The sequence below is a fragment of the Bifidobacterium sp. UBA4282 genome, from assembly GCF_002394995.1.
Lineage (GTDB): Bacteria > Actinomycetota > Actinomycetes > Actinomycetales > Bifidobacteriaceae > Bifidobacterium > Bifidobacterium pullorum_B.
This window is the reverse complement of the sequence record NZ_DGVO01000040.1, coordinates 126,602-132,876: the sequence shown is the minus strand read 5'-3', so window position 1 is coordinate 132,876 and position 6,275 is coordinate 126,602. Positions and strand designations below refer to the sequence as shown.

General features: G+C 63.1%; 6 protein-coding genes. 3 read left to right on the top strand and 3 right to left on the bottom strand.

Features of this window, described 5'->3' with window-relative positions:
- Positions 1–54: 54 nt before the first annotated feature.
- Entirely contained in the window at positions 55–846 is a 792-nt protein-coding gene (locus B4C31_RS06510; RefSeq protein WP_287544052.1) for a rhomboid family intramembrane serine protease, read from the bottom strand.
- 158 nt (positions 847–1,004) lie between these two features.
- Here B4C31_RS06510 and B4C31_RS06505 point away from each other — a divergent pair, with 158 nt between their 5' ends.
- On the top strand, positions 1,005–1,244 hold the full coding sequence (locus B4C31_RS06505) for a hypothetical protein (protein ID WP_033506943.1): 240 nt from the start codon (positions 1,005–1,007) through the stop codon (positions 1,242–1,244).
- Between the two features lie 170 nt (positions 1,245–1,414).
- On the opposite strand, the gene B4C31_RS06500 is transcribed toward B4C31_RS06505, so the two are convergent.
- Positions 1,415–3,871 carry a glycogen/starch/alpha-glucan phosphorylase gene (locus B4C31_RS06500; protein ID WP_204387905.1) on the bottom strand — a complete coding sequence of 819 codons (2,457 nt, stop codon included), beginning with the start codon at positions 3,869–3,871 and terminating at the stop codon, positions 1,415–1,417.
- Positions 3,872–4,187: 316 nt separating this feature from the next.
- Between B4C31_RS06500 and B4C31_RS06495 the strand changes: the two genes are divergently transcribed.
- Positions 4,188–4,619 carry a sterol carrier family protein gene (locus B4C31_RS06495; RefSeq protein WP_291531813.1) on the top strand — a complete coding sequence of 144 codons (432 nt, stop codon included), beginning with the start codon at positions 4,188–4,190 and terminating at the stop codon, positions 4,617–4,619.
- 15 nt (positions 4,620–4,634) lie between these two features.
- Here the strand turns inward: B4C31_RS06495 and B4C31_RS06490 are convergent, their stop codons facing one another.
- Positions 4,635–5,009 carry a DUF3073 domain-containing protein gene (locus B4C31_RS06490; protein ID WP_291531812.1) on the bottom strand — a complete coding sequence of 125 codons (375 nt, stop codon included), beginning with the start codon at positions 5,007–5,009 and terminating at the stop codon, positions 4,635–4,637.
- Positions 5,010–5,142: 133 nt separating this feature from the next.
- Here B4C31_RS06490 and trpS point away from each other — a divergent pair, with 133 nt between their 5' ends.
- Positions 5,143–6,243: a tryptophan--tRNA ligase gene (trpS, locus tag B4C31_RS06485; protein WP_291531811.1), complete on the top strand. Its 1,101-nt coding sequence runs from the start codon at positions 5,143–5,145 to the stop codon at positions 6,241–6,243.
- Positions 6,244–6,275: the final 32 nt, after the last annotated feature.

Sequence of the window (6,275 nt, the reverse complement as noted above, 5' to 3'; positions counted from 1 at the left end):
TCCAACAATCGGGGTGCGGTTCACACCGTTACGATGCGGGGGCGTCGAAGTCCGTCAGAACAGCCGGAGCATCCAGCCGATGGGGTTGCCCAGATCACACAGCAGGATCACCACCACCATCAGCACGAACACAACTGCGCCATACACCGCCGAACGGTAGGCCAGGCTCTTGCCGCGCAGCGCATGCAGGCCGGAGACCAGCAGCCAGGTGAACAGCGCTCCGACCAGGAAGCCGCCCACATGCGCCTGCCAGGCCACGTTGCGGACCACCACCGGCATCAGGAAGTTGATGACCATCCACACCAGCATGGAGGTGATATCCGCCCCCACACGGCGGTAGACGATCAGTACCGCCGCGAACAGGCCGAACAGCGCGCCGGAAGCGCCGTAGGCGGCCGTGAACCATCCGGCCTGGCCCGGAGCCAGCGCGCCCCACAGCATCATGCCCATGCCGCCGCCGATGCCGGAGAGCATGTACAGCGCCAGGAACGGCCAATGCCCCATCAGACGTTCCAGCATCGGGCCCACCGACCACAGCGTCAGCATGTTGAACAGGATGTGCAGGATCGAGGTCGGCTGGTGCAGGAACATCGAGGTGATGAACGTCCATGGACGGCTCACGGCCAGCATCGGCTGGATCGCGCCGAAGTTCACCAGCGCGTTCAACGCGGACGGCGACACGATCGACAACAGCAGTTCGATCAGCCAGATGGCGATGCAGATGATCGCGATCGCCGCACAGAATACCGGGCCATTGTCACGCCAATGGTAGCGAATCGCACGTTTGGAGAACATGTCGCGCAGGGTCGGCGACTCGGGGAACAGACTGAAACGACGGTATGCCATGGCATCCACTCTAGCGGGCGGTCGGATTACCGTTCCGCCGCCGCCACACCGCCGGTGCCGCATCGCGGAAATCCACCCAATCGTTACAAACCTCGCCGTATGATGGATAGCAGAGTTGGCTTGGATGAGCAGGCCACATGTACGGAAAGGAGGCCGCTATGGAGCGTAAGTCGTCCAGCGGTTGGAAGTTCTTCGCGTTGCTGTTCGGTGCATTGCTTGCCGCAGTCGTCGGCCTGTACATCTACAAGCAGCAGAATCCGGATTATGATCCGTGGGAGGAACCGTGGGAGAACAGCTCCTCGCCCGTTGATCTGGGCCTGGCTAAGGAAGCCGCCACCGAGACGCCGGCTGTCGAGGCCGAGGAAGCCGAAGCCGAGGAGACTCCGGAAGAGGCCTGATCGGGGTTCCATCCGCAATATGGACTTGATAAGGTCCGTCCCTTCACAGGGGCGGACCTTTTCGTTGTGTCCGGAACCGCCCAGCGGCAATACGGCACGATATAAGTTGGGGCCCGCACCTGCTGGTGCGGGCCCCGTTGCAGTTCAACGCTCAGTGAGCGGACACTCCGTCAGTCGGCGAGCGGGCCGGTGTGCCAGATGCGCTCGAGGTAATCCTCAATCGAGCGGTCCGAGCTGAAGTAGCCGGAGTTCGCCACGTTGATGAGGGCCTTGCGGTGCCATTCGAGCGGGGTGCGGTACAGGGCCTCGATGTCGGACTGGATGGCGGTGTAGGAGTCGAAGTCGGCCAGGGTCATGAAGTAGTCCTTGGTCAGCCAGTCGGCAACGAGCGGCGCGAAGGTGTTGCGGTCGCCGTTGGAGAAGGTGCCGTTGGAGATCATGTCGATGGCCTGCTTCAGACGCGGGTTGGCCTCGTAGTAGGCGGCCGGGCCGTAGCCCTTGGCGTAGAGCTCCTCGACCTCGTCCACGGTCATGCCGAAGAGGAAGAAGTTCTCGGCGCCGACGCGTTCGCGGATCTCCACGTTCGCGCCGTCGAGGGTGCCGACGGTCAGCGCGCCATTGAGGGCGAACTTCATGTTGCCAGTGCCGGAGGCCTCCTTGCCGGCCTGCGAGATTTGCTCGTCCAGGTCGGTGGCCGGGATCAGGTGCTGGGCCAGGCGCACGTTGTAGTTCCACGGGAAGAACACGTTGAGCTTGCCCTTGACGTCCGGATCGTTGTTGACCACGCGGGCCACGTTGTTGATCAGCTGGATCGTCAGCTTGGCCATGTAGTAGCCCGGGGCGGACTTGGCGCCGAAAATCACGGTACGCGGCATGACGTCGTCGGCGGACATGTTGCCGTTCTTGATGTCCGCGTAGCGGGCGATCAGGGCCAGGATCTTCAGGCTCTGACGCTTGTACTCGTGCAGACGCTTGATCATGGAGTTGAACATGGTGTCCGGGTTCATGTCGAAGCCGTACTGACGCTTGGCGTAGTTGGCGAAGCTCACCTTGTTGGCGTGCTTGACCTCGGCGAACTTCTTGACGAACTCGTCATCCTGAGCCAGCGGTTCGAGGCCCTTGAGCAGCTCCAGGTCGCTCAGCCACTTGTCGGTGCCCAGGCCCTCGGTGATCAGGTCGGACAGGCGCGGGTTGGCCAGCTTGATGAAACGACGAGGGGTCACGCCGTTGGTCACGTTCGTGAACTTCTCGCCGTACAGGTCGGAGAAGTCCTTGAGCGTGATGTCCTTGAGCAGCTGCGAGTGCAGCTCGGCCACGCCGTTGACGTGCGAGCCGCCGGCCACGGCCAGGTAAGCCATGCGCACCTGCGGGTCGTCGCCCTCGGTGACGATGCGCATGCGCTCGATCTTGGCCTTGTCACGGGTCTTGCCGGCGATCTCGTTCATGAAGTGGTCGTTGATCTGGTAGATGATCTCCAGATGACGCGGCAGCAGCTCGCCGATCAGGTTGGCCGGCCACACCTCGAGCGCCTCCGGCAGCAGCGTGTGGCAGGTGTAGTTGAACGTGCGGGTGGTGATGTCCCACGCGGTGTCCCAGTCGTAGCCGTACTCGTCAATCAGCACGCGCATGAGCTCGGGGATGCCGATGACCGGGTGCGTGTCGTTGAGCTGGAAGGTGATCTTGTCCGGGAAGGTGGTCAGGTCCGGCTTGTCCTGGCCAGGGTAGAACACGCGGATCGCGTCGTGGATGGACGCGGACACGAAGAAGTACTGCTGCTGCAGGCGCAGACGCTTGCCCTGCGGCGTGGAATCCTCCGGGTACAGGATCTTGGAGATGTTCTCCGCATCGACCTGCGGGCGAACGGCGTTAAGATAGTCGGAACGGTTGAAGGTGAGCAGGTCGAACTCGTCGTAGCTCTTGGCGGTCCACAAGCGCAATGTGTTCACGCGACCCGAGGCGTAGCCCGGCACCATGTAGTCGACCGGCACGGCGCGCACGCAGGTGGCCGGATGCCACACGCGCTTGCCGTCCTCGTCGGCCACGTAGCCGCCGAAGTCCACGCGCTGCGAACGGTTGTAGTCCACATGGCCCCACGGTTCCTCGTTGGCCAGCCAGTACTCCGGGTTCTCGATCTGCTGGCCCTGCTCGTTGAAGGACTGCTTGAAGATGCCGTACTGGTACTGGATGCCGTAGCCGAATGCCGGCACGCCCAGCGAGGCCAGCGAGTCGATGAAGCAGGCGGCCAGACGGCCCAGGCCACCGTTGCCGAGCGCGGGCTCGTACTCGGCATCGACGACGTCCTGGTAATCGAAGCCGAGCTGCTCGACGGCCTCGTCGAACTGCTCGGTCAGGCCTGCGTTGAGCAGCGCGTTGCGCAGCTGCTTGCCCATCAGGAATTCGGCGCTCAGGTAACCGACAGCCTTGGTGTTGCCGTTGACCATGTCCTGCTGTGTCTTCATCCAGGAATCCATGAGATGACGGCGCACGGCGGTGGAGGCGGCGACGTACACGTCGGCCGGCGTGGCCTGCTCAACGGTCACGCCCTGCGTGTACTTGAGCTGCTCGCGGATCTCATCCGCGAACTCCGCAGTCGTGATGGGGGACTTCGGTGCGGTAATTTCAGTCATTATCTGACTCCCTCTGACGGATAATACTCCGAGAAACATTATGCCTTGAGCCAGCCCGTTCCGTCCTTCCGCAACATGAACGGCGCATGACGTCTTGCATACGTTTTCATCCTTGAGCCTAGCACGACCCCTACTGAAAAAACGATGGTCCGAAACCCGCCCACGGCGCCCCCATTGCCGCCAAAACAAGGGATCTGGCGGGTGTTATCGCTCACACTCTACCCTATATGGCGAGATTCCAGATTGGATAGAATCCGAAAGCCCGGAACATTTCAATGGGCATCGACGGTCATCGGCCCGAGGAACAATGGCTCGCATGGCAGTGATACGGGAACAGGATCTGGACAAGGGACGGGCGGCGTTCGCCCAGTGGCGAGACGCGGCGGAGAGCATGCTCGACAATGCGGGGACGCAGGCATCAACGGCGGCGTTCCGACTCGCGTTAAAACCAAGTCTGCCGCGGCCGGTGTGGGCGATGGCGGTGCGCTATTCACTGCACCTGCTGGAACGCAAGGCGCCCGGCCCCGGCGTGGAGGTGCGCGTGGCCCCGTGGGGCGCGATCAAGATCCTCGACGGCCCAGCCTCGGATCCGCATAACCTGACCCCGCCCGACGTCATCGAACTCGACCCGGAAGTATGGCTACGCCTGGCCACGGGCGTCACCACGTGGGATGAGGAGAAGACGGCCGGACGCATCAGCGCCGTCGGCGAACGCGACGACCTGAGCGGCCTGCTGCCGCTGGCGTAGGGAACGGGGTACCGACTACTTGCCGGCGGCGGGCTTCGGCTTGAGGGCGCTCGGCATCGGCATCGGGATGGGACGCGGCTTCGGCGCGGCCTTCACCGCGGGCATCTCGCCGCTCGTCGCCTTGGCGGCGGCTTCGGCGGCCCACTTGGCGTACTCGTCCAGATCGTCGTCAACCGGTGCGGTGGATTCCCCGTCGTACGCGTCCTCGACGTCGTCGTCCACATCATGGACGTACTGGACTTCCTCATGGGAGAACGGATCGACCGAACCGGTGCCCGGCTCCTGGGCACTGAGCTCCTTGGCGAGCTCGTCGTAATCGGTGTCGGTGGTCAGATACTTGAGCTTTCGGGCTATCTTCTGCTGTTTTGCCTTCTGTCGTCCGCGGCCCATCTGACCCCCTGAGGATTACTGCGTGTTCAATTCATCACATTAGAGCGTACCACTAGTTTTCCCCTTTCGTTGTCGGCTCAGCCTTTTACGATGAAAAACAGCCGAAAACCGGACTATTGCAAGGGATGCGAAGATGACGAACGAGACAGTGAAACCCGAGATCACCGCGGCCGGCAATGAGGTGAGCGCCAGCTTCCTCGCCGCCAAGAAGCGTTCGGATGAGACGATGGCCGCGCTGGAGGCCAACCCGGGCAAGTTCACGATGCTGACTGGTGATCGCCCGACCGGACGCCTGCATCTGGGCCACTACTTCGGTTCGATCCGCGAGCGCGTGGCCATGCAGGAGCGCGGCGTGAACACGAACATCATCATCGCGGATTATCAGGTCATCACCGACCGCGATACCACCGAGCACATCGACGACAACGTGCTCAACCTCGTACTCGACTACATGGCCGCCGGCATCGACCCGGCCAAAACCATGATCTTCACGCATTCCGCGGTGCCAGCCGAGAACCAGCTCATGCTGCCGTTCCTCTCGCTGGTCACCGAGGCGGAGCTGCACCGCAACCCGACCGTCAAGTCGGAGATGGAGGCCTCGGGCCACGCGCTGACCGGCCTGCTGCTGACCTACCCGGTGCATCAGGCATGCGACATCCTGTTCTGTAAGGCCAACGTGGTGCCGATCGGCAAGGACAACCTGCCGCATGTGGAGATCACCCGCACCATCGCCCGCCGGTTCAACGAGCGTTACGCCAAGAAGCATCCGGTGTTCCCGGAGCCGGCCGCCATCCTGTCCGAGGCGCCGGAGATTCCGGGGCTCGACGGCCGCAAGATGAGCAAGTCGTACGGCAATTCGATCATGCTGGGCGCCACCGCCGAGGAGACGGCCAAGCTGATCAAGAAGAGCCCGACCGATTCCGAACGCCGCATCACCTTCGACCCGATCAACCGTCCGCAGGTCTCCGCGCTGCTGACCACCGCGGGGCTGGTGACCGGCCGCGACCCGCAGGAGATCGCCGAGGAGATCGGCGATGCCGGCGCCGGCGCGCTGAAGAAGTACGTCACGGAGTCAGTGAACGAGTTCCTGGCCCCGCACCGTGAGCGCCGCGCCGAGCTGGCCAAGGACATGGACACGATCCGCGACATCCTGCACGACGGCAACAAGCGCGCGAACGCGATCGCCGAGGAAACCCTCGACGAGGTGCGCGCCGCCATGGGCATGAAGTACTGATTTCCGTTTCTGTTCGGCTGCCGCGCCGTGCA

What these genes read in the sequence shown, in the direction of transcription:
- B4C31_RS06510 (WP_287544052.1), bottom strand. Translation starts at nt 846, where the DNA reads ATGGCATACCGTCGTTTCAGTCTGTTCCCCGAGTCGCCGACCCTGCGC.
- B4C31_RS06505 (WP_033506943.1), top strand. Translation starts at nt 1,005, where the DNA reads ATGGAGCGTAAGTCGTCCAGCGGTTGGAAGTTCTTCGCGTTGCTGTTC.
- B4C31_RS06500 (WP_204387905.1), bottom strand. Translation starts at nt 3,871, where the DNA reads ATGACTGAAATTACCGCACCGAAGTCCCCCATCACGACTGCGGAGTTC.
- B4C31_RS06495 (WP_291531813.1), top strand. Translation starts at nt 4,188, where the DNA reads ATGGCAGTGATACGGGAACAGGATCTGGACAAGGGACGGGCGGCGTTC.
- B4C31_RS06490 (WP_291531812.1), bottom strand. Translation starts at nt 5,009, where the DNA reads ATGGGCCGCGGACGACAGAAGGCAAAACAGCAGAAGATAGCCCGAAAG.
- trpS (WP_291531811.1), top strand. Translation starts at nt 5,143, where the DNA reads ATGACGAACGAGACAGTGAAACCCGAGATCACCGCGGCCGGCAATGAG.